Origin of the sequence: Planococcus faecalis (assembly GCF_002009235.1) — a bacterium.
Classification (GTDB): domain Bacteria; phylum Bacillota; class Bacilli; order Bacillales_A; family Planococcaceae; genus Planococcus; species Planococcus kocurii.
The window spans coordinates 1890020-1912253 of record NZ_CP019401.1; the positions used below are offsets into that span (position 1 = coordinate 1890020).

The following is a 22234-nucleotide window of genomic DNA, read 5'->3' on the forward strand; positions in this document are numbered from 1 at the left end:
CTAAATTCTCTATTAAAAAACACTGATTTCTTTAAACAGAAATCAGTGTTTTTAATTCATTATTCGCCACGTGGCGCTTTTGGTGGTTGGCACACGTCACATTTACGTTGGTTTTTTGTATTGAATTTCGTAAATGTTTTTTCGAAGTTATTGCCACATGCGCATTTGAACAGTAGCTTTTGAGAAAATCCGTGGTATTCAGTCGACAGTAATTTACTGTCCGAATTTTTCTCGACAAATGCTTTAATTTCTTTAAAGGTCCATCGTTTGTTCATTTTGTTACACCTCCATATTCTATCGGTAAGCGGAGGCTTTTTGGCATCCGTTCAATTACGAGCAAAAAGCTTAGCTGCCTTAAGTTCTTTAGTATAACACGAGCTGCTCACTATTTATAAAAAATGTAGTTGTAAGCTTAGCTTTCTTATGAACCGCAAGATTTTTACGGTTCACTTGTTGTCGCTATCTTGACGAAACACCTCCATATTTCCATGTTATTAACCATGTGTTACCTTCTTAAAAAAAGCCGACGTTTGTCGGCTTTTTGGATACTTGCAAATCGCTTCTCACAAATCAGTCGATCAATCCTGATAAAATTGTATCAATATTCCACTGCATCATTTTGATATACGTATCGCCATCTTCTCCTGGCTTACCAATTGAATCCGTAAAGACTTTTCCTTTAATGTCCATACCGGTTTCTCTTGCGACTGTTTCCATGCTGCGGGCATCAATACTTGTTTCTAAAAACAATCCTTGAATTTGTTGATCATTTATTTTGTCTACAACTTGTGTAATTTGTGACGGTGTCCCTTGGTTTTCTTGATTGATCTCCCAAATATATTCTGCTTGGAAATCATAGGCTTTACTAAAATATTTAAACGCTCCTTCACTTGTTACAAAAACGCGTTTTTCTTTTGGAATTTTGCTGTATTGATCAAGAGCTTCCTGGTGAAGTACTTCCAATTGACTAGTGTATTCTTCTGCGTTTTTTTTGTATTCTTCTGCGTTCTCTGGATCTACTTCAATCAATGCATCTCTTGCATTTTCTGCATATTTAATCCCATTTTGCAGGTCTAACCATGCGTGAGGATCTTCTTCCCCTTCTTTTCCTTCAGTTGTTAAAAACATAGGTTCAACACCTTTACTCATCTTATAAACAGGTGCTGATTCGCCACTTTTACCAGCGGTATCCATTAATTTTTCGAACCATGAATTGCCAGCTTCTAAATTTAATCCGTTGTAGAAAACCACATCAGCATCTGTTGCTTTTTGCGCATCTAATGGCAATGTTTCGTATTCATGAGGGTTAGAGCCAATCGGTGCTAAGCTGTGTAATTCGATTTTGTCACCGCCTACATTTTTAACAATGTCGTAAAGGATAGAGTACGTCGTTACGACCTGTAACTTATCATGATTGGTCTTTTCATTACTGCTGTCATTGTTTGAACATCCAGCTAAAATAAACAGCAAAACGATACTTATCATAAAAAACTTAGTACTGTTACGCATAAACATTCTCCTTTTTCTTTACAAGTTTAATTAGCTAGTTGTCTTTTTTTCATTGTGCTTATTTTCCGCCATAAAATTCCCTGTTTTGGTGAAAAAAGAAAAGCTACGATGAAAAGAGCTGTCGCGGCAAGCACTATCGTTGCACCTGAGGCCAAATTGTAAGTAAAACTGAAATACAAACCAATTACAGCTGCACTTGCTCCGATTGAAGCCGATAAGAAAATCATTGTCGATAAACGATCGGTCAGGAGATAAGCTGTTGCTGCAGGTGTAATCAGCATGGCAACTACGAGGATAATACCCACGGTCTGAAGTGAAGCAACTGTAACCATCGTCAGTAAGGTCATTAAAAAGTAATGAATCAGTCTCACTGGTAGTCCGTATACTTGTGCCATTGTTTCGTCAAAAGACGTCACAAGAAGTTCTTTGTAAAAAACAAAAACAGAAACCAGTACAACCAACCCTGTACCTAACGTAATCCACATATCTGAAGGCCGTACAGCCAATACGTTACCAAATAAGATATGGTACAAATCTGTACTGCTTTCAAGCACCGTTATGAGAATAACACCTAGTGCAAATGCTGCAGAAAATACTATGCCGATTGACGTATCTTGTTTGATTCGGCTATTTTGACTAACAAAACCGATACCAATCGCTGTTAATACGCCTGTAAACACGGCACCAAAGAAAAAGCTGATGCCAAGTGCGTAAGAGATTGCCACTCCTGGTAAAACAGCATGTGAAATAGCATCCCCCATAAGCGCCATTCCTCTTAAGATGATAAAACAACCGATGACTCCGCAAATGACACCGACCATAATCGATGTAAGCAATGCTTTTTGCAAAAAGTCATATTCAATCAATCCTTCAATAAAAGCCATAATTAGTTCACCCCAACTTCAAATAGAAAAGATAATTCACTTTCATACGCTTTGCGCATAACTTCTGGACGCAATACTTGCTGTGGGTTACCAAATTGAATGACTTGTTTGTTCAATAACAACAACTCATCAAAGTATTCGTTTGCTTTACTTAAATCGTGGTGAACGACTACTACTGTTTTGCCTTGATCGCGTAAGTCTTTCAAGAGTTTAACGATCATTTCTTCACTAGAGACATCAATTCCGACAAATGGCTCGTCCAAAAAGAAAATGTCTGCTTTTTGCGCAAGTGCTCTGGCAAGAAAGACACGCTGTTGCTGCCCACCGGATAATTCGCCTATTTGACGATTAGAAAACTCTTCCATTCCCACTTTTTTCAGGCATTCATAAGCCCATTCCTTGTCTTTTTTCTTTGGACGCTTGAATATGCCCAAATTCGGATAAGTGCCAATCAATACAGTATCAAGAACATGAATTGGAAAATCCCAGTCATACTGATTTCTTTGAGGTACATATGCGATTCGCTTGCGATTTTCCTTTAATGTCTCTCCAAATATTTCAATACTACCTTGATCAATGGAGACAAGATTTAATAATGCTTTTAATAGCGTTGATTTACCCGCGCCGTTAGGACCAATAATTCCTAAGACTTTTCCTTGTTCAAGCGTCAAATCAATTGCTTCAATTGCTGGTCTGCCAAAATAAGAGACCTGGATATTTTCTACTTTAACTGCAGGAACCATTTTACTTCCCCTCCGCCATTTATTTTCCGTTGTGAAATATTTTTCCTATAGGAAACTTTTCTTTATTTTATACTTTTTGTGTAAGATTGTAAATAGGAAAAGCTTGTGTATGCCTATATTTTCAATGTAGTGAAAATATAGAGTGTTAAGCATAGCCGTCAGAAAAACATTGAATGAAGGAAGCTATTTGCTTTTTGTCTCTTTCATTCAAACTTTATAGAACGTAAAAATTGGTAGAGAAAAATCAAACCTTTTCTCTACCAATCTTATTTTAGAAACTTATGACACAGTCTATGAAATCATTCTTTGATTTTTTTCGAGTAATGTCTCCTTGCTTTTTCTCGATTCCCACAAATTTCCATCGAACACCATTTACGTTTTCCGCTTATGTCTACAAAAAAAGCATAGCAAAGCGAACTCTGGCATTTCTTTATTTTTTCGAAAACTCCGTTTTGTAATGCCAGCAGCATGTCATACGACAAGAGCGCTAACAATCCTTCTGTTCCGCCTTTACTCGGAATAGGCTCACATGCTTTGTTAAAATACAAAGGAACTTTTGTTGTATATGCTACCAAAGAGTTCAAAGAACTTTTGTCTCTTTGATCAGTGGAGAAATAATTTCTCCACTGATCGCGAAAAACTTTCAGCTCTTTAGCTTCAACTGGCGAGCTTTTAAGTTTTTCTACTTGCTGCAGATTTAGTACTTCCTGACTTTCCAAAAATGCTAGCCAGTCATCTATGCCTCTTTTTTCTTCAAGAAAGTCTATCGCTGTAATTTTTTTGATATTGATCGTATTTAAAAAATTAATGAAAAGATACTGACTTACGAAAGAATATTTTGTTTCCATATTGTTCTCCATTCGGAACACTCCTTAAAACTGATTGATTGACTTACATACTATCATACCGTAAAGTTTAATTCTAACCACAAGAAGATAATTAAGTGGTTATAAAATAAGAAGAGGAGAGATACTATGTCGATTAAAGACGTTACGGATTCAACATTTGTTCAAGCAACCGAAAAAGGGTTTGTCATTGCCGAACTCGGCGCAGCTTGGTGTGCCCCCTGTAAGATGATCGCTCCTGCATTAGAAGAAATTAATGAGGACCAACATAACCGAATAAGCGTCGTTCAATTAGATGTTGATAATAATCAAGAAACAGCACAAAAATATGGCGTTATGAGCATTCCGACACTTCTTTTCTTTAAAGATGGAGAATTGATGGAGAAATCAGTTGGCTTCCAGCCAAAAGAAGAAATTCTTTCAATCGCCCAAAAACACATTTCTTAATAAGAACATTTTTGCTATCATTCTATTCACTGTTGATATGCACTTATACCGGCGTGCATCCTAGCAATTCAACTAGTTAAATGAAAGGAAGATGTAATTTATGACAACGATGACACAAGAAATTAATGAATATATCGAAAAATTTAAAGCCAACAAGCCAAAAGAAGTTCAAGTAAAAATGCAACATGCGATTGAAGAATTAGAAGCATCGAACGAAGGAAAAGGATTAAGAACAGGCGAACAAGCACCAAACTTTAACTTACCTAATGCCGCAGGCGAAACGGTTGAACTATACGAGCAGCTAAAAAAAGGTCCTGTCGTGTTAACGTTTTATCGCGGGAATTGGTGTCCGTATTGCAACATGGAGCTACGCGCTTACCAGCAGATCATTGGAGAAATTCACGACCAAGGCGCTGAGCTAATTGCCATTAGCCCGCAAACACCAGACCAGTCCATGTCTATTCAAGAAAAGCACGATTTAGAGTACTTGGTAGTAAGCGATGAAGGCAATACCGTAGCAAACCAATTTAATTTGGTTTACCAATTGCCAGAATACCTAGTTGAGCTTTATAAAGCTATCGGTCTAGATGTAGCTAAACACAACGGAGATGATACTTGGACACTTCCTGTATCTGCAACTTATATCATTCAGACAGATGGTACAATCGCTTATGAATACACAAAATCAGATTATAAAGACCGTGTTGAACCTTCAGATGTACTACAAGAATTAAAAAAAATTAACTAACCTAGCAATAGAAAGAGCAATCCAAACATCAGTATTGATGTTTGGATTGCTCTTTTAATTTTGAAGTTTTTTTGAATTAGCTACTCTTGATATAAAAATAGTTAACTTTCTGTAAAAAACATTCACAGTTATAATCAGCTTAACAGAACTGAAAGCCAAAATACGTCTAACGAGGTTATACTGAAATGACTAATTATTTTTCATCACTCACTTAGAAAAAACTTATTTCTTTTATATTTTAGGAGTATTAGTCGACTCGTCATAAACAATAAACAAAAATCCATAATGATCCCTATTATCACCTACAGCATTTAATGTTGTTCGCTTTTTTTTCGTGTATTCAGAAATAGGAAATGATGCAAAAATAACAACAAACATACACATCATACATAAACTTGCCAACCCTATTAATATGGACATTTTAATACCGCCCTCCCCTGTTTCGTTAAGCATAGCCTATGAAACGGGTTTCAGAGCAAGCACAGAAATAAACTTTAAATAGGAGTGATCATCGTGGCAAATATTAAAGAACTCGCTCGAATGGCAGGAGTTTCAGTAGCGACAGTCTCCCGCGTATTAAACAATCATCCGTATGTTAGTGAAAATAAACGGAATGCAGTCGAACAGGCTATGAAAGCATCCAATTATCAACGAAACTTAAATGCTGTACATTTAAGTAAAGGCAAAACCATGCTAATTGGTGTGATTGTCCCTTTTGTAAATCATCCCTATTTTGGTTTATTGGTTGAAGGAATAGCCAATGAAGCGGTTAAAAATAATTATAAATTAGTTCTTTTTCAAACAAATTACGAAGAAACAAGAGAAATCGAAGCGTTGGAAATGCTGAAGCATAAGCAAATCGATGCGTTAATCATTTGTTCTCGAAATTCTCCATTTAGCGTGGTAGATGACTATACTAAATACGGTCCCATTACCCTGTGTGAAGATAGCAGAGAAAAAAATATGTCTTCTACTTTCGTTGATCATTACAAAAGCTTTTCTCAAGCACTGAATTATTTGCATAGCAAAGGGCATAAAAAAATTGGTTACTGTTTAGCGCGGAATTCAGGGTCTAATAGTAGATATAGAGAAAAAGCTTATGAAGATTTTCTCAAAAAAATAAATGAGCCGTTTGTTCCCGACTATGTATTTTATGATTGCTTATACTTTGAAGATGGACAAACCGTAATACAGCGACTGATTGGTATGCACAGTCCTCCTACAGCTTTGATCGTTACTAACGATCAAGTAGCTGCTGGAATATTGGTTTGTTGTACGGAAGAGGACATATCGGTACCAGATCAATTGGCCATCCTAAGTTTTGACAATCAGCCCATTGCACAAGTCATGAACATAACCACTCTTGAAATCCCATTAGTAGAAATAGGAAAAAATCTATTGCTGCAAGCTATCAATCATCGACAAGTTCATCATGATGAGTTATTTGTAAAAATGATTGAACGAAAAACCGTTTAATGATAATGGTAGACGAATCAAAGTCTTGACGCACACTCTAGTCATCCTTAGCATAGCCACAAAGTTAACAATTTATAATCATTTGCACTATCTACTCAAAATCGCAATCTAATTACTTTAATATTAAATACTTTAGTGTTAAAGTATTTTTTGTGAGTAATCCCTCTTATGAGCTAAAAATTCAATCAATACACATAACGATACGTGGTTTCTGTGCATCTTTTTTTCAAACAGAAAATTAGAATTGGAGCGTGAAACGAATTGGAGACAGAAAATTTATTTAAACTTATCCACACAGTAGAAGCGATCACGAACAGAGCAATCGTTGATTGGAATGATATTTTCCCTCATAATATAGGTGTTTCTCCTATATTGGTTTTAAGCGAATTAGAACGAAACGGCCCGCAAAACCAAATGAAACTAGCAGATTTACTTGGCTTTACTGGTGGTGCCATGACAAATATTGCATCCAAACTTGTGAAACTTGAACTGGCCATTCGGACATTTAATGACAGTGATCGCCGACAAGTTTTACTGAAAGTTACACCAAAAGGATCTTTATTGCTTCAAGAAGCGCAAAGGTTAGGGAAACGACAGCACATCGAAATGTTCCAAGTATTGGATGAAGAAGAGATTGCTCAATACTTATCTATTAACGAAAAATTATTAAAAAGTTTGAAAACCAAAAAAAGTAATCGATAGGAGCGTTAACTATGAAACGAGTTCATGGAAAAGTAGCATTAATAACAGGAGGAGCTTCTGGCATCGGTCTTTCAACAGCTAGTCTTTTAGCAAAAGAAGGGGCAAAAGTAGTCATTGCTGATTTTAATACAGCTGGCGCAAAAGAGGCTGCCGCTAAAATTAACGAAGAAGGCGGAGAGGCTTCGAGTATCTTTTTAGATGCATCGAAAGAAGATTCCATCAAAGAAGCCGTTGACTTTACAGTAAAACAGTACGGAACAATTACCGTATTATTTAATAACGTCGGTTTGACAAATCTTCAAAAAGATTTAGATGTCGTCAACATTGACTTGGATGAATGGGACCGACTTATGAATGTAAACTTGAAAAGCGTGCTGTTAGGTGCTCGATTCGCCATTCCCCATATGATTAAAGCTGGAGGCGGCTCGATTATCAATACCGCTTCCATGTCCGGATTTACAGGAGATGTTATTCGTTCTGCTTATGGTGCTTCAAAAGCAGCTGTTGTCAATTTAACGAAATACACAGCTGCACAATACGGCAAAGACAATATTCGATGCAACGCGATTGCTCCAGGACTAATTTTGACACCTGCTGCAAAAAATAACTTAACTCCTGAAGTATTATCTATTTTCGAAAAATACAATGCCCTTCCTTACCATGGCGAAGCAGACGATATCGGTTATACAGCTCTTTTCCTTGCCTCTGATGAATCTAAATTTATTACAGGACAAACAATCCAAGTCGAAGGCGGACATTATATCGCAAATCCAACTGTGCCGGACTTTAAAGCTTTCTCAGAACAAGCTTAAGAAAATAACTTGTTAGAAACAGATACATAAAAACTCTTCTATGCTGTTGTAGGAATTCCCTACATACTACATGGAAGAGTTTTTGTGTGACAGTCATTATTGGCCGGTTAAAATCATGGCTGTCTATTGACTTTAATACCACTTGATTTGGAAAAAAGGGACTATGACAAATGGATATGACAAGCAACCTTTTGAGTTCAGCCCCTTTGAATCTAAAAAAATGACGTAAAACTGACTTAGAAAATATCTTCGGTCCTACTAAAGGCAATTGGGCATTCCCGACAATTAATTCTAATAAATTCAAAAGAGCACACAGCAAATCCGAGATTACAGGTCGCGATTTAAAAAAACAGACGGAGAAAAGGGACACCCTTTTCTCCGTCTGTTTTATTGTAGAGACTTAGGAGACAGTCCCTTTTCCGTTTAAACTAACGCTTATTGCTTGCGTGTACGAACTGCGACTACGGTCGTCAATGCCGCTAACATTAAGCCGGCCAGTACCCACATGAATGGGAATGATCCGGTATCAGACATACCACCCATGCCTGTTTTCGGCATTTCGGCTGGCATTTCAGTCGCGCCGAATTGGTCTGGGAATTGATCGACAATCGCTGCAGACAAGCCCGCTGCTGGCATTTGCATGTGTGCATACGCCTCGCGAATCGAGCTGTACGCTGCGTCATAATCACCCGCTACATACGAATCAAATGCCGCCAGTAGTTGCCCAACGTGAGCAGTTAAACCTTCTTCCAGTGCTGCTGCAGGAACGCGACTTTCTGTTGCTGCGTCTAAGAAGGCTGCTTGGTCTACGATGTACTGATCAAGCTCGGCACGTGCTTGTTCTTGCCCTTCTTTGTTGCCTTCACCGGTTGCTGTTACGTAATCCACAAAGTAACCAATGTGCGACTTCCATGTTTCTTCAAATTGTGCACCGGCTTCGTCGCCGTAAACCGATCCTACGGCTGCACTTAAGTCATCTGCGTTCGCAAGAAGTGCCCCTGCTGCTTGGTCAAAACTTTCGGCGCCGTCCGCGCCGTCTTGCATCGCCATAACCGCAAGTCCTGCGTGTTCAGTGAACGTTGTGTTGAGTGTGGCACGCAAATCAATGGCCGGTGTATCGGCACTGGTGTTGTCAAATTTATCCGGGAATTGCGTCGTGATCGCTACAGACAGGCTTTCGGCGAACATGCTCATGTGTTGAATCGATTCGCGCTCAAGTGAGTAAGCTTTTTCAAAATCGCCCGCTACATACGCGTCAAACGCCATGATCAACTGATCGACGTGCATGTCCAATCCTTCTTGAACCGCCGCTGCTGGCAAGAGTCCGCCTGTGGCGGTATCAAAGAATTTCGATTGTTCGACTTTGTAAGTTTCCAGTTCCGCTAACGCTTGATCTTTGCCTTCTTGGTTGTCTTCAGCGGTTGCTGTCACGTAATCGACGAAATAGCCGATGTGCGACTTCCATACTTCGTCAAACTGTGCGGCGCCTTCTTCCCCGTAAACTGAACCAACGGCTGCAGACAAGTCGTCAGCGTTTGCCAGTAAGGCCCCTGCTGCTTGATCAAAATCTTCTGCCCCGTCGACGCCTTTACGCATCGCTTCAACTGCTAGAAATGCGTGCTCTGTTAAGGTCGTATCCAGTGCGATGCGCAGTTCCGCCGCAGGTGTTGTCGTGCTTACTTCTGTTGCAGTTTCGCTTGTTGAATGACCGCCGTGGCTGTCGGCAAGTGCTGCTGTTGGTACAAGCAACGCTAGGCTAAGTGGTAGGGCTAACAGTAATTTGTTTAATTTCATACTAAAATCGCTCCCTTTTTCTTGTTTTTTTTTCGTTATACAGACATAACGCAAAGGGCATTTTTTTAGATCACTTTATTTTTAAAAAGATTGAATTAACATTTATTAGAGACAGGCTTAATCAACCTACATACAAGAAAAGATTTTTGCTTATTCACATATAATTAGTGACGATTTCAATCTATTTTCTTTTCATTAAGCTATTGCAACTACTTTGTTGTGTGATAGTGGTTGAATCAAGCACTAGCTCTACGCCCAAAATGAGCAATTGACTTTTCTGCACATTTATATAGAAGGAAAAATCTTTTTTCAAAAAAAGTAATCTAATTCTCCCCTTACTGCGTTTTATAGGCAAGAACAAAAAACGAGGAGGAACTAAAATGATTAACAAAAAATTCGGGTTTATTCTCGCTGCATCAATCTTGTCATTAGCAGCTTGTGGGGAAGAACAAACGTCGGGTAACGAAAAGGCTGAACCGGCAGTTGAGGAACAAGGAAGTACCGCAGAAGAAACTACTACTGAAGAAGTAGAAGAAGAGCCTGCGGAAGAAGTTGTTGAAGAAGAGGAACCAGCTGAAGAAACAACAGAGGCTGAACCCGTAGAAGAAAGCTCACCTGAAGCAAAAAGTGGTACCGCTTCTGATTTATTATCAAATGGAGACAAGACGAGCTTTGTGTTTAACGAAGCAGGTGAATTTTCGATATTCTGTGAACCGCATCCTGTTATGCAAATGACCGTGATTGTTGAAGAAGGTGCTGAAGCTATGGATAAAATAGAAGTCGATATTGCAGATTATGCATTTGGCGAAGAAACCATTACTGTTGCTCCTGGAACAACGATTGAATGGACCAACCAAGATCAAGTTCAGCACAATGTTGCATTTAAATAAGATAATATCTTTTAGCAAATGAATTTCAATACACTAGCACAGGCAATATTAAGCTATTGCCTGTGCTAGTTTTTCATAATTCCTTAAATAAATGGATGTCCCTTCACCATATCCAAGGTCACTATGAATGAGGAGGTTTCTAATGAAATACAGACACTTTAAAAATGCAATTGAAAGTGAATACAAAAAACCATTAAAAGACTTGATGTACGAAGTTTGTGTAGTCAAGAACCTAAATGCTGTAGAAGGCTCCAAAAAAATTGGGATAGCCAAGGAAGTATTTGTCTATTGGCGGCATTTTTATCGCCTAGAAGCAAGGCAACGATTATTTGACCAAACAATAAATGAATTAAATAAATCGTTTTTTAATGCCACTAATGAAAAAAAGATTAGTGAATGCTGAAATTCCAGTTTCTCATAAGGATTAAATCAAAAAAGATGACGCCGGCAAAAACGCCGACGTCATCTTTTTTAGTTCGATCTCTATCAACTTACACAAGCTCCGGAAATAAATAACGTATCAACTTCATTGTCACGCGGCGCGATTTTCCTTTGTACGGGAAAATATGCATATACATAGAGGGATTGAAGTTCGCTTCAATAATTCCATAAGCATTGTTAGCCGACGCTGGAACTTCAATACTTTCAATAATTAAATCAATGCCACTAATCTTAGCTCCAAGAGCAGCTACTGCATCTACAGCTATCTTTTTATAGTCATCTGAAATTTGGTCGGTAACATCAATTGAATCGCCGCCTGTGCTCACATTTGAGTTCTCGCGCAAATAGAGGATTTCGTCTTTTTTTGGAATTGAATCCAATTTCTTTCCTTGCCCTTTAAGCATTAACACTTCTAACTCGCCTAATTGAATCTTTTCTAACGGTGTTCGGTGATCTCTGCCTCTCAGTGGATCCTGGTTTTTTTGAGCTACTAATTCTTCAACCGTGTGTTTACCATCCCCGACGACATTTGCTGGAATTCTTGACATAACGGCTTGTACTTCGTCATTCATGATAAAAAATCGGTATTCTGTTCCGTTAAGAAACTCTTCTATTAACACAGAAGAATCTTCTTCAAAGGCCAGTGTAAGAGATTTTTGATAATCCTCATAGCTTGCCCCTTCTTTGAAAATCGAAATTCCCAAACCATAATTTGTCGATTTCGGCTTTACGACAAAAGCTTTAGTGGAAAATAACTCAAAGGCTTGTAAAGCTTGTTCAATGTCGTTAAATTCTTCACCTGCTGGAACATGGAATCCCTGCTGCTGAAGAATTTTCTTCGTTACGGTTTTGTTTTCCATAATTAAAGTCGCAATATAGCTGTCTTTACTGGTCATATTGCCATTCTTGACATATTCAATATGATTATTCAGCTTCAGTTTTAAAAATTGATCTTGACGGTCTACAATTTCCACTTGAATTCCTTGCTGCATTGCATCAAATATTAAAAATTGAGTGGACAATTCCATATCTGTAAATGAAGTTAATTGGTATGGTTTTTCCCATGCAGTTTCATGATATTCTTTCGCAATGCACGTGGCTACTTGACCTTGACTGCTGTCTTTACTTTTTTCAAAAAGCTTTCCTGCTAAAGTTTTACTTGGGTCTTGTAACATTTCTCTAAAATTAGCAAATAAGCCTTCAGAAACAGCTAATCCTAGCAATTGTGTCAATTGCTCTATTTCATCAACGATAGTTTCAGCTTCTGCTTTAAATTGTGTAATTGCCAATGGGTGTTCAAGTGCCACTGCTTCGCTATAAAGTTCTCCTTTTTTAACCCATTCGTCACAATCCATCTCTTCATCTTTCCATAACATATAAATCAAGAACAGATGCAGAAACTCTGCTTGTTCATAGCTAATTCCATTTTTGTCAAAAGGATTAATATCGATGTTTCTTAATTCGATATATCCAATGCCGCGTTCTTCTAAATCTGCAACTTGACTTCCACCTCTTAAACGGACAGCCGAGTAAAACTCTTTTTCTTCACTGAGTATTCCCTTTTCAATCATTAAAGAAATATCAGCTATATAGGTTTTTAAACTACTATAGGATACTTGCACATTGTTTCGATTTGTATAACCGTATTTGCTACTTCGAATGCTTCTCACTGGCTCATCTAAAGAATCATTGTCAAAGAAATTCTTTTCACTGCTAGGAGAGGCCCCATACAAATAGGTAATTAGCCATCTATAGTGCAAATAGTTTCGAGTAATTTTCATATAAACTTCAGTTTTAAAATGAGGAAAAGCTATGATTTCAGACTGCGCCTTAAACAAAGCTTGGAGCAATTCATCACTAAATTCAAAGTTATAGTGAATACCACTAATCATTTGCTTGCGACGACCATAAGAATGGGCTAATGATTGACGGTATTGAACACCTTCATCGTCAGCTAATTTTGCAATAATAATATCTTTTTCGTCTTTTGGTAATTCCGGTGGCATACTTAGTGGCCAAAGCATTTCGTTTTCATCCATCGACCGATAAGCCACTTCATGAATAGCTGTTAAGTAATCAAAAAGTTCTTTTAGTGAATCCGTAACCGGTGTAACCAATTCCATCTGTGTCTCCGCAAAATCACGTTTGATATAAGGATGGTCATCGCTCATCGCTATATTTTCAGGATGGTTTGTGTGAACCAACATCCCCGTCAAATCAACCCGTTGACCTTCTTTTTCAACACCGTAACGAGCTTTTGACAAATATGGTTTTACACGTTCATTGACTAACATTTTTTTCATATCCATATATTCTCTACCTCTTAGTTAACATATTTTTTCCGAACTTGTTGTTATTTTCAAACTATACATTGAAATAGCAATAGCAAATAGCATCAATCCTGTTTTGATTATAACGCATATTTGTTTTTGTATCGTCATACTAGGCTTGGTCGCAGAAAATCTTACATCTAGTGTTTCTTAAGTTCAATCTGCTTTGCAATTTTTTAAAAATGAACTAAAAACAATAGGACATCCCCACATTTAACTGCAATGTAGGCATGTCCCATTTTACATCTTATTTTAAAATGAGAATCATTTTAAGTTCTTCATATGGAAGGCGAAATGATCATCCAAGAAAGTGGAGATAAAAAAATAACTATGATCATAACCAGCGTTTTTCGTGTACTCCACCAATTGGTTATTTTCTTTAGCATTTTTTAAGAAAGCTGTCTCTTCCAATTGTTCTGGATAAAACGAATCTTGAGTTCCTTGAGAAATCAGGATAGGTGGTGCATGAGTTGTTTTTACTAATTCTGTCGCATCCCACTCTAACCAAGTTGCTTTATCTTTGCCTAAATAAGTTGAAAAAGCTTTTATTCCCCATGGTACTTGGCTTGGACTCAAAATAGGGGAAAAAGCAGAAATTGCTTTAAAACGTTGTGCATTTTTCATCCCAATGACTAAGGCTCCATGACCGCCCATGGAGTGGCCCATGATGCTTTCTTTGCCTGAAAAACGAGGGACCAGTGTAGACGCAATTTCAGCTAACTCTTCTGTAATGTACGTATACATTTTATAATGCTCTGACCATGGTTGTTCAGTAGCATCTACATAAAAGCCTGCACCTTGTCCAAGGTCATAAGCAGCGTCATCTGCAACAGCTTCTCCGCGCGGTGACGTATCTGGAATTATAACCGCTACTTGGTGTATTTCAGCCAATCGTTGAAAACCACTTTTTTGACTAAAATTATCATCTGTGCACGTCAAGCCTGATAGCCACCAGATAAGAGGAATTTCTTTCTTTTCATTATTGGTTGGTAAGTAAATGCTAAATGTCATATCACATTGCAAGGCTTCCGAAAAATGACTGTATTTACGTTGTTCCCCGTCAAAAGCTATTTTTGTTTCAACATTTTTAAGATTCATTGTATCACTCTCCATAAGTTAAAATCGTACGAATCGACTCACCTTTATGCAAAAGTTCAAATGCTTCGTTTATCTCTTGGAATGCTAAGTGATGCGTGATAAACGAATCCAAATCAATGTCCCCGTTCATAAAGTCTTTGACCATGCCAGGCAATTCCGTACGTCCTTTAACACCACCAAATGCCGATCCACGCCATACGCGTCCTGTCACCAATTGGAATGGACGTGTGCTAATTTCTTTGCCCGCACCTGCGACACCTAAGATAATGCTTTCGCCCCAGCCTTTATGACAACATTCAAGAGCTGAACGCATAACCTCAACGTTTCCGATACACTCAAAGCTATAATCAACGCCGCCATCGGTCATTTCAACAATTACTTCTTGAATCGGCTTATCGAATTTCGACGGGTTAATAAAATCAGTCGCACCCATTTTCTTCGCTAGTTCAAATTTATCTTCGTTCAAGTCGATCACAATAATACGGCTGGCATTTGCTTTTACCAATCCTTGAACGACCGCTAGCCCAATTGCGCCTACTCCAAAGACTGCCGCTACAGCACCTTCTTCAACTTTCGCCGTATTTTTCACTGCGCCCATGCCTGTCGTAACACCACAACCAAGCAAGCAAACTTTATCTAATGGAGCATCTTCATCCACTTTTGCTAAGCTCACTTCGTTCACAACCGTGTATTCACTAAATGTGCTCGTGCCCATGTAATGATAAACCGGCTCTCCGTTATAAGAAAAACGCGTTGTGCCGTCTGTCATTAAGCCTTTACCTTGTGTTTCGCGCACTGCACTACACAAGTTTGTTTTACCTGACAAGCAGAATTTACACTCGCCACATTCCGCTGTGTAAAGTGGAATCACGTGATCTCCTGGTTTTACAGACGTTACACCTTCTCCGACAGATACCACGACACCGCCGCCTTCATGTCCTAAAACAGCTGGAAAAACGCCTTCTGGGTCATTGCCTGATAACGTAAACGCATCCGTATGACAAACCGATGTATAGAGTATTTTTACCATGACTTCTTTTGCTTTTGGTTCTTCTACATCGATTTCAACGAGTTGAAGAGGTTCTCCTGCTTTAAACGCGACTGCTGCTCTACTTTTCATATTTATGCCTTCTTTCTTTTTGTTTGTTTTATACTATGTATCTATCATTACATACAAAAATCCTTTAAACAATACTGACGATTTTGTCACTATACACGGCTACTCCTTTTGCAAATGTTTAAGCGAGATACAAAAAGAAATGTCTAAGTCCAATAATCTTCCAGTCAACTTCAGCTATTGTTTCATCAGTGTCATTATTTGATAATGACTTTTTTGTTTTTAATTTTTCAGTTTCACACTTTTTCATATTAAGGACTTTTTCTGATCTAAATGCAATCGCCGCTCTTTTATTCATGCCATCTCCCTCTTTCTCCTGTTTTTTAGCCGAGACTTATCTTTTACCAAAGTCCTTTTGAACAGTACTGACTTTTTTGTCATTACAGGTTAGTATAAACATAAAGGAGTGAGAACACTTGGAAATTCATTATAAAGAAAAAACCTATTTCTCTGGAAAAGATTTGGCATTGTCAGCTATTGGCGGCCGTTGGAAAATAGCTGTTATCTGGTGTCTATTACATGATTCTCCACTACGACTGAGTGAAATACAGAAAAAACTTCCCCAAGCCAATCAGCGCATGTTAATTAGGCAACTAAGAGAATTAGAAGAAGACCAAATCATAACTCGTTTTGTTTATCCGGTTGTGCCACCTAGAGTAGAGTATCAATTGAGTGATATCGGTCTTCGTCTAGAGCCTGTAGTTACATCTATTTGTAATTGGGGCGACGAATTTAGTGACTTTGTCAGAAAAGAAGCCACTAAAATTCCAGTCGAATAAACACTTTGTCTAAACCTTCATTGACTGCGTATCAGTCAATGAAGGTTTATTTTTTATCCCTTTCAAGTTGACCAATAAATTTTACTATCCTTTTTCTCAACTCTTCTCAATCCAGCTTTTTCTAGCACACGAATAGATGCAAAGTTGTCGTAATCGCAACTGGCAATTATTCTGTTGATACCTGACTGCGTTTTCCCCCATGCTACTAAAGCTTGTGCCATTTCGGTTGCATAGCCATGGCCTTGATAACTCGGGACGATGCTATAGCCTAGTTCCAATTCATCTTGCTTGCCGTCTCGGTACCGAAAACCCATATCTCCTATAATGGTTCGCGTCTGATTATGTACAAGTATGCCTTCCCATTTATTTTCGTGTGGATATTCGCTAAATTGTTTTATTTTATATGGGATGATTTCTTTGTAAGCAGTCATCGGGTAGCCGTCAGCTACTCGGTATGTTGTGATCTTTTCCAGATCAGCCTTATTAGAAATTGCGGCTTTCATCATTGCCACAGTAAATGTGATTAAGGTCAATCTACTTGTCTGAATGTATGGCACTTTCGATTTCCCTCCTTCCTACTATTCACGTAGTTTTGTTCGGTGTAATTTTTACGCTACTCGTACTTTCTCTTTTCAATGCAAAAGTCCTTTAAAAAAGCGAAAGACCTTTCATACAAAATAAAAAAGGAGCTGTACTCAAAAAGTCATTGTTTATGACCTTTTGAGACAGCCCCTTGTACTTAATTTTCTTCTGCTAATCTATATGCTTTACGACTTCGCAAGCTAAGTACTAGCCATAACAGCAGATTAAAGATGACAATAAAAGCGCCAAGCACTAAAATACTCGTAATGAAAGTATGTGTTCCATATGCCGAAGACATCGATTCTCGGAATCCGAGGATGGCATAGCTCATGGGAACAAAATCATGCACCGTCTGGAAAAATGTATTTGTTAATTCTACAGGAAATGTACCACCACTTGCACCCAATTGGAGAACGAGAATAATCATTGCCACAAATCGTCCTGGATTTCCAAAAGTAATACCTAAGAACATAATTAAGAACATGTAGGTAAGTGAAGTGATGACTGAGACCGCAATAAACTCTCCGATGTGATCGACTTGAAGATGGAAACCGAACAGCATAATTGCATCAACAATGAGTGCTGCTGCTGTTGCTTGGATAAAACCAAGTGAAAACTTACTAAACCACCAGCCAACTCCTGAAGTCGGGCGTCCAGCTGGTGCGTTAATTGGGAATACTAAATTGAAAGATAAAGCTCCGACGAAAAGAGCAAGCGACAAAATATAAGGTGCTAATGCATGACCGTAGTTCGGTACATCGCTCCGTTCACTTTCTGTTGCTGTTGCTGGTGCAGCGATCATTTCGTAATTATCATCTGTTACTTGTTTGCTTGCTACATCTTCTGCGCCATCAGATAAACTTGTAGTAAGTTCAGAAGTTCCTTCCTCTAGCTCTGTAAGGCCTTGACCTAATTCACCAGAGCCGTCTTCTAGTTTGCTGGCTCCGCTATGTAAATCAGTTGCTCCACCAGCAAGTTCACCTGCACCACTTGAAAGCGCTGGTACGCCCTCGGCTAGCTGATTTGCACCATTTGCCAAATCACTGGAACCCGAATTTAGCTCTGCAGAGTTAGCCGCAAGTTCAGCCGTTCCTTCTTGAAGCTGCCCTGCTCCTTGTGCTGCTTTTGATACTCCTGCTGTGTATTCAGTTGTTCCTTTTTCTAATTCTATAGACCCTTGTTGCAACGCGCTCGCACCTTCAACAAGTCCAATTGAGCCTGAAGCAAGAGAAGATACACCGTCATTCAGTGAAGAGCTTCCTTCTGCTAACCGGTCAACTGCATCTGCAAGCTGAGGTAGACTTTCTGCTGTTTTTTCAATTCCCGCAAGAAGTTGTCCACTTGTCTCAACCGCTTGCTCTGCTCCCGCATTGAGATTCTTCACACCTGGAATAAGTTGATCGTTCAGTGCATTTCGGACAGCTGAATATCCACCAAGAGCTTCTCGGGCTGCAGGATTTACTTGATCTACAGCACTGTTCAATTCTGCTACTTTCTCAGGCATGGATCCGAGTGATTGAAATGCGGGAATAATTTGCTCGTTTATGTTAGCTGATACAGCAGCAAGACTTTGCTCGAGCGTTTCAAGTGAACTTTGTTGTGCTGCTGCTTGTTGCTGTGTACTTCCAGTTACTGCAGCTGATAATTCGGCTTGTTGCTCCGCAGTTAAACTGCTATAAGTAGCTGTTGCTTCAAGAGCTGCCACTGTTGCAGTTGAAGAAGTTGGCTGCATTTCGCTAACAGCTTGTTGTGCCGCCGCTAGATTCGCCTGCAATTTTGATGCATTCTGTGCACTACTGGCTGAAACAGCACCATTTAATTGGTTAACGTTTTCTTGAATAGCTAATAAACCTTGTTGCAAATTGTTGAGTTGATCTGGTGTTGGAAGTTGGTTATTTAATGCACCAAGTCCCTCTTGAAGAGTGGTACTGCCATTAGCCAGTTTAGCAAGACCCTCACCAAGCGCAGCTTGACCTACTACCAACTGTTGAATGCCAGAAGAACTCCCTGTTAACTCGCTTGTTTGTGTTTGAAGCTCATGTAAGCCATTATTTAGCTGTGCACTACCAGCTTCAGTAGCTGTCAGACCTTGACTCAGTTGTTCTGCTCCTGGAACGAGAGAATTTAGACCTTGTTCTAACTTTTGTGATCCTTCAACAAGTTTTGGACCATTATTATTTAGCTCTGCGGTTCCTTCAGCAAGTCCAACCACACCGCTTTGCAACTTGCCTACTCCTGCTGTATAAGAAATAATCCCTTTATTCAACAGGTTCGCTCCTTGATTTAAATCTGCGGCTCCTGTAGCAAACTGTCCGGCACCAATTTCTAATTGCTCTGCGCCTTCCTGAAAAGTTAAACTTCCTTCTGAAAGTGTGCCAAGCCCTACGATTAATTCTGCATTGCCTTTTTGTAATTTGACAGTTCCATCATCAAGTTGTTCCGCACCTTCTGCTGCATCTCCTAAACCTTCACCCAATGTATCAATTTGTTCAAATACTGCTTTTACGTATTCTTTTGTCACACTTTCTGCAATTTCCTCTTTAATCGTCGTAGTCGCTTGTTTACTTATTGATTTTATAAAAAATCCGCGACCGGGATTGGTTTCATACTGCAAATCCATCGGTTTTGGATCATCACTCATTACAGATGCTGCATGTTCCGAGAAATTGTTTGGAATGGTCAAAACCATAAAGTATTTCCCATCGTCCATTCCTTGCTCTGCTTTTTTTGCATCGGTAAACTGCCAATCCAATGCATCATTCTCTTTTAAATTTCCAACTAACTCTGAACCGATATCAAGTGTCTTGCCTTCATATTCTGATGGTACATCTTCATTAACGACCGCTACCGGTAAGCGTTCTGTTTTTCCGTAAGGGTCCCACGACGAGCCTAAGAAAAAACCACTATAAATAATCGGGATAAACATCATAACAACCATGGTTCCTAACAAAAGTGGTTTGGAAAATAATTGCTTCCATTCCTGTTTAAACATTTTCATTTTAAATCATCCTGTTCTTTTTTCAATACATCACTTAACGTTTCTCTATTCCAGTTTAATGTTGGTAAATTCGACATCCCTAATCCTTCTTTCAAGAGATCTGCAGCCGTAACTTTAGATAAATATTCAATCAATAACCGATCTCCTTGTGAAAAAACATTTTTAAGAATTTCTTGTCCTTTTTGTGCATACTCTCCATCTTTAAAAGCGAGACGGATTAACCCTGTATCTGGGTAAAGTTGTATTGGTCCTTCCATTGCTTCAATAACGTCAAGCATTGTAATATGCGTTGCCGATTTTGCTAGTGAAACGCCGCCATTATTGCCAGGTACCGAAACAGCAATTCCTTGAACGACTAATTTCCTCGTTATTTTCTTCATATAAGACGGTGAAACGCCCAGCCTTTTGCTAATTTCATCTGAAGCAAGCGGCGCGCTGCTTTCTTGCGTCGCCAGCAACACAATAATACAAATAGCCTGCTCGACACCCTTTGTTAGCTGCATAATCTGCACTCCTTTTCTGTCTAATATAAGTTAACAGTTATTTTCAATGTTAAGTAGCTATTTGCAATATCCATTGTGGATATGCAATGTCTATTTAGGTATATTACTCTTTTTTGACGAAATTGCAATAAGTAAGTCGAAATATCATTCTTTTTTTACAGAAAAAAGCAGACAACCCGAGTAGAATCGGTTGTCTGCTTTTTCGCATAAAACAGTTGTACTTCTCTTAAATGATTAATTTTGGTCTTGTGCTAGTCTAAACCCACTAAATTGCCATCTTTTTTCTGGCGGAAAAAAATTTCGGTATGTTTCTCGGATATGTTTTAGCGGCGTTGCGCATGAACCTCCGCGAAGAATCATTTGGTTGCACATGAATTTTGCATTGTATTCACCTAATGCACCTTCTAACGGTTTACTCCCTGGATACGGTGAATAGGCACTGGCAGTCCATTCCCATACATCTCCGAACATCCTAGACAACAATTCACTTTGTGAATCGCTACTGCTTGCTACAGGATGGTAAACTCCCTCATCCAACGTATTTCCATGAATAGCAACGCTTTGAGAAGCATATTCCCATTCAGCTTCAGTAGGTAACCTTTTGCCTTTCCATCTACTAAAAGCATCTGCTTCGTAAAAACTAATATGACTAACCGGTTCATCGAGTTCTAGGTCCTGTATGCCCGCTAAGGTAAAGATTTGCCAGTGCTGTTGTTTGTCTTTCAGCCAATAAAGTGGTGCTTTCCAATTGTGTTCTTTGACTATACTCCAACCATCAGAAAGCCAATATTCCGGTTTTTCATAGCCTCCGGAATTTATAAATTCAAGAAATTCTCCATTGGTTACAGGTTTTGTTGCCAATTTGAAAGGTTCAAGCCAAACCTTGTGACGCGGACTTTCGTTATCAAACGCAAAGCCATTCCCGTCGTGACCGATTTCGACCAATCCTCCCTCAAACTCAACAAACTGCGATTCCTGCTGTTTACTTACTGGACGTTTTTCAGTTTCTGTATACGTAGGAAAAAGTGGATTAACAAAAAAGTTGTATTTTATATCCATTAAGATCAATTCCTGATGCTGTTGTTCGTGTTGAAGGCCCATGTATATTAAAGCTTCTATTTCTTCCTTTGTTTCACTAGCTGATTCAGCAAGTAAGTTAGTTACTTGCTGATCCACATAATTGCGATATTCAATAACTTGATTTACAGTCGGTCGTGATAGCACGCCGCGTTGGTGGCGTGGTTGATAAGGTCCAATCGTGTTGTAATACGAATTAAACAAAAAATCAAAAGCTGGATTGAACTCTTCATAATCCGATTTGAATTCTTTTAAAATCATACGCTCGAAAAACCAGGTGGTATGGGCAATATGCCACTTTGCTGGACTCACATCTTCGTGGGATTGAATGATAAAATCTTCCGTTTCTAAAGGCTCAATTAGTTTCATCGTAACGCCTCTAATTTCTGCAAAGCGCTCTGCTATAGACGTATTTTCTACTGCTTTCATCGAATAACTCCCCTTACCTACTAAAAATTT

At 38.8% G+C, this 22234-nt stretch carries 22 protein-coding genes; 8 read left to right on the top strand and 14 right to left on the bottom strand.

Annotated elements, in window-relative coordinates:
* Window positions 1-59: 59 nt before the first annotated feature.
* The 5 genes from AJGP001_RS09455 to AJGP001_RS09475 form a co-directional block, all read right to left on the bottom strand.
* A complete protein-coding gene (locus AJGP001_RS09455) occupies window positions 60-275 on the bottom strand; it encodes a hypothetical protein (protein ID WP_058385191.1) in 216 nt (71 codons plus the stop codon).
* Window positions 276-570: 295 nt separating this feature from the next.
* Window positions 571-1509, bottom strand: a complete 939-nt coding sequence (locus AJGP001_RS09460) for a metal ABC transporter substrate-binding protein (RefSeq protein WP_143039561.1) — start codon at window positions 1507-1509, stop codon at window positions 571-573.
* 26 nt (window positions 1510-1535) lie between these two features.
* Window positions 1536-2393 (bottom strand): metal ABC transporter permease, encoded by an 858-nt coding sequence (locus AJGP001_RS09465; protein WP_071154592.1) that lies wholly within the window; start codon window positions 2391-2393, stop codon window positions 1536-1538.
* Between the two features lie 2 nt (window positions 2394-2395).
* On the bottom strand, window positions 2396-3136 hold the full coding sequence (locus AJGP001_RS09470; RefSeq protein WP_071154593.1) for a metal ABC transporter ATP-binding protein: 741 nt from the start codon (window positions 3134-3136) through the stop codon (window positions 2396-2398).
* A gap of 299 nt (window positions 3137-3435) precedes the next feature.
* Window positions 3436-3984 (bottom strand): CGNR zinc finger domain-containing protein, encoded by a 549-nt coding sequence (locus tag AJGP001_RS09475; RefSeq protein WP_245830155.1) that lies wholly within the window; start codon window positions 3982-3984, stop codon window positions 3436-3438.
* A gap of 126 nt (window positions 3985-4110) precedes the next feature.
* Between AJGP001_RS09475 and trxA the strand changes: the two genes are divergently transcribed.
* The 5 genes from trxA to AJGP001_RS09505 all read left to right on the top strand — a co-directional run bounded on the left by trxA (window position 4111) and on the right by AJGP001_RS09505 (window position 8166).
* Entirely contained in the window at window positions 4111-4428 is a 318-nt protein-coding gene (gene trxA / locus AJGP001_RS09480) for a thioredoxin (RefSeq protein ID WP_058385186.1), read from the top strand.
* A 100-nt stretch (window positions 4429-4528) separates the two neighbouring features.
* Entirely contained in the window at window positions 4529-5176 is a 648-nt protein-coding gene (locus tag AJGP001_RS09485) for a peroxiredoxin-like family protein (protein WP_071154595.1), read from the top strand.
* 513 nt (window positions 5177-5689) lie between these two features.
* The gene (locus tag AJGP001_RS09495; protein ID WP_078080460.1) at window positions 5690-6652 is read left to right on the top strand and encodes a LacI family DNA-binding transcriptional regulator; all 963 of its coding nucleotides are present in this window, start codon (window positions 5690-5692) and stop codon (window positions 6650-6652) included.
* Window positions 6653-6913: 261 nt separating this feature from the next.
* Window positions 6914-7354, top strand: a complete 441-nt coding sequence (locus tag AJGP001_RS09500) for a MarR family winged helix-turn-helix transcriptional regulator (RefSeq protein WP_071154597.1) — start codon at window positions 6914-6916, stop codon at window positions 7352-7354.
* Between the two features lie 11 nt (window positions 7355-7365).
* Complete coding sequence (locus AJGP001_RS09505) at window positions 7366-8166, top strand: SDR family NAD(P)-dependent oxidoreductase (RefSeq protein ID WP_058385181.1); 801 nt, start codon at window positions 7366-7368, stop codon at window positions 8164-8166.
* 435 nt (window positions 8167-8601) lie between these two features.
* On the opposite strand, the gene AJGP001_RS09510 is transcribed toward AJGP001_RS09505, so the two are convergent.
* A complete protein-coding gene (locus AJGP001_RS09510) occupies window positions 8602-9960 on the bottom strand; it encodes a copper amine oxidase (protein ID WP_071154598.1) in 1359 nt (452 codons plus the stop codon).
* Between the two features lie 380 nt (window positions 9961-10340).
* Here AJGP001_RS09510 and AJGP001_RS09515 point away from each other — a divergent pair, with 380 nt between their 5' ends.
* Together AJGP001_RS09515 and AJGP001_RS09520 are read left to right on the top strand one after the other, a co-directional pair.
* Window positions 10341-10850 (top strand): plastocyanin/azurin family copper-binding protein, encoded by a 510-nt coding sequence (locus AJGP001_RS09515; protein ID WP_071154599.1) that lies wholly within the window; start codon window positions 10341-10343, stop codon window positions 10848-10850.
* A 142-nt stretch (window positions 10851-10992) separates the two neighbouring features.
* Complete coding sequence (locus AJGP001_RS09520; RefSeq protein ID WP_071154600.1) at window positions 10993-11253, top strand: hypothetical protein; 261 nt, start codon at window positions 10993-10995, stop codon at window positions 11251-11253.
* A gap of 88 nt (window positions 11254-11341) precedes the next feature.
* Here AJGP001_RS09520 and gshAB read toward each other — a convergent pair whose 3' ends face one another.
* From gshAB to AJGP001_RS17520, 4 genes are all read right to left on the bottom strand, one after another.
* Window positions 11342-13600 (bottom strand): bifunctional glutamate--cysteine ligase GshA/glutathione synthetase GshB, encoded by a 2259-nt coding sequence (gshAB, locus tag AJGP001_RS09525; RefSeq protein WP_078080461.1) that lies wholly within the window; start codon window positions 13598-13600, stop codon window positions 11342-11344.
* Window positions 13601-13885: 285 nt separating this feature from the next.
* Window positions 13886-14719 (bottom strand): S-formylglutathione hydrolase, encoded by an 834-nt coding sequence (gene fghA, locus AJGP001_RS09530; RefSeq protein WP_058385176.1) that lies wholly within the window; start codon window positions 14717-14719, stop codon window positions 13886-13888.
* Window positions 14720-14723: 4 nt separating this feature from the next.
* Window positions 14724-15839: an S-(hydroxymethyl)glutathione dehydrogenase/class III alcohol dehydrogenase gene (locus AJGP001_RS09535; protein WP_078080462.1), complete on the bottom strand. Its 1116-nt coding sequence runs from the start codon at window positions 15837-15839 to the stop codon at window positions 14724-14726.
* Window positions 15840-15957: 118 nt separating this feature from the next.
* Entirely contained in the window at window positions 15958-16134 is a 177-nt protein-coding gene (locus AJGP001_RS17520) for a hypothetical protein (RefSeq protein ID WP_169835267.1), read from the bottom strand.
* 118 nt (window positions 16135-16252) lie between these two features.
* Between AJGP001_RS17520 and AJGP001_RS09540 the strand changes: the two genes are divergently transcribed.
* Window positions 16253-16615, top strand: a complete 363-nt coding sequence (locus tag AJGP001_RS09540) for a winged helix-turn-helix transcriptional regulator (protein ID WP_071154702.1) — start codon at window positions 16253-16255, stop codon at window positions 16613-16615.
* Window positions 16616-16677: 62 nt separating this feature from the next.
* Here the strand turns inward: AJGP001_RS09540 and AJGP001_RS09545 are convergent, their stop codons facing one another.
* The 4 genes from AJGP001_RS09545 to egtB form a co-directional block, all read right to left on the bottom strand.
* On the bottom strand, window positions 16678-17172 hold the full coding sequence (locus AJGP001_RS09545; RefSeq protein ID WP_078080463.1) for a GNAT family N-acetyltransferase: 495 nt from the start codon (window positions 17170-17172) through the stop codon (window positions 16678-16680).
* A 182-nt stretch (window positions 17173-17354) separates the two neighbouring features.
* Complete coding sequence (locus AJGP001_RS09550) at window positions 17355-20195, bottom strand: YhgE/Pip domain-containing protein (RefSeq protein WP_078080464.1); 2841 nt, start codon at window positions 20193-20195, stop codon at window positions 17355-17357.
* Window positions 20192-20698 carry an RrF2 family transcriptional regulator gene (locus tag AJGP001_RS09555; RefSeq protein ID WP_071154701.1) on the bottom strand — a complete coding sequence of 169 codons (507 nt, stop codon included), beginning with the start codon at window positions 20696-20698 and terminating at the stop codon, window positions 20192-20194. The genes AJGP001_RS09550 and AJGP001_RS09555 overlap by 4 nt, the downstream gene beginning before the upstream one ends.
* Window positions 20699-20932: 234 nt before the next feature.
* Window positions 20933-22204 carry an ergothioneine biosynthesis protein EgtB gene (egtB, locus tag AJGP001_RS09560; RefSeq protein WP_078080465.1) on the bottom strand — a complete coding sequence of 424 codons (1272 nt, stop codon included), beginning with the start codon at window positions 22202-22204 and terminating at the stop codon, window positions 20933-20935.
* Window positions 22205-22234 lie beyond the last annotated feature (30 nt).